The following is an 826-nucleotide window of genomic DNA, read 5'->3' as shown; positions in this document are numbered from 1 at the left end:
AATTAATTAACAATATTTTTATTCTTAATTTATTTTAATATATATAGTATTAAAGTAGTATAATACATATAAAGCCAAGAAAGAAGGTGTATTTAATGATTAAAAAGATTAACGATGATCTAAATGATTATATTAGTGAACATCTAAAATATCAAATGCTTAGTTTTAAATTAAGTAATGATGCAAATCAAAAAGGATATCCTGGGTTTGCACGCTTCTTCCAAGTAGAAGCAGCTGATGCTGTTGTTCATATTCGTAAAATTTGTAACTATTTAATGGATCAAGATGCTCAAGTTGAAATTAAAGACATTAAAGTTCCAACTTTTACTACAAAAAACATTGAAGAAGCATTAAAAAAATTAAAATCTACTAAAGAAGAATTACTTGATTTTACTAATAAACTTGTTAAAAGTGCTCGTGAAAATAATGATAATTTAACTGCGAAATTTTATGACTGATTCTTAATTGATTTCTATGAAGAAATTGCTTATGAAAAAGACTTATTGGATTGAATTGCAATGTCTAATAGTAACCTTTATAAAATTGACAAACGTTTACTAAAAACTGAAGAGCCAGATACTTTAAAAGTTATTGTTCCATTTTATGAACCCGAATAAATTTCATATTTAACTCTTAATTTTCACCAAAAATGTATAAAAAAATTATACATTTTTTATTTTTTTATAAAAATTTGTTGTATTTTTTTGTTTTTCTTCTACTTGATAGTTTAAACTGTATTTAATATTTCTGCTTTTGTTTCCAAAGGTAATTGAGATTCTATTAAGCCCCTATTCTCTCATTTTTGTTTGCTTGCATTTTTTGATTG

1 protein-coding gene is annotated in these 826 nt (G+C 23.7%); it reads left to right on the top strand.

Going from position 1 to position 826, the window contains the following annotated elements:
* Positions 1 to 95 precede the first annotated feature (95 nt).
* A complete protein-coding gene (locus M0D11_RS06200; RefSeq protein WP_174481292.1) occupies positions 96 to 617 on the top strand; it encodes a ferritin-like domain-containing protein in 522 nt (173 codons plus the stop codon).
* Positions 618 to 826 lie beyond the last annotated feature (209 nt).

The sequence above is a fragment of the Spiroplasma endosymbiont of Lariophagus distinguendus genome (assembly GCF_023846195.1).
Taxonomy (GTDB): Bacteria; Bacillota_I; Bacilli_A; order Mycoplasmatales; family VBWQ01; genus Spiroplasma_E.
The sequence above is the reverse complement of the archived record's forward strand: the minus strand, read 5'-3'. Positions and strand labels throughout refer to the sequence as shown.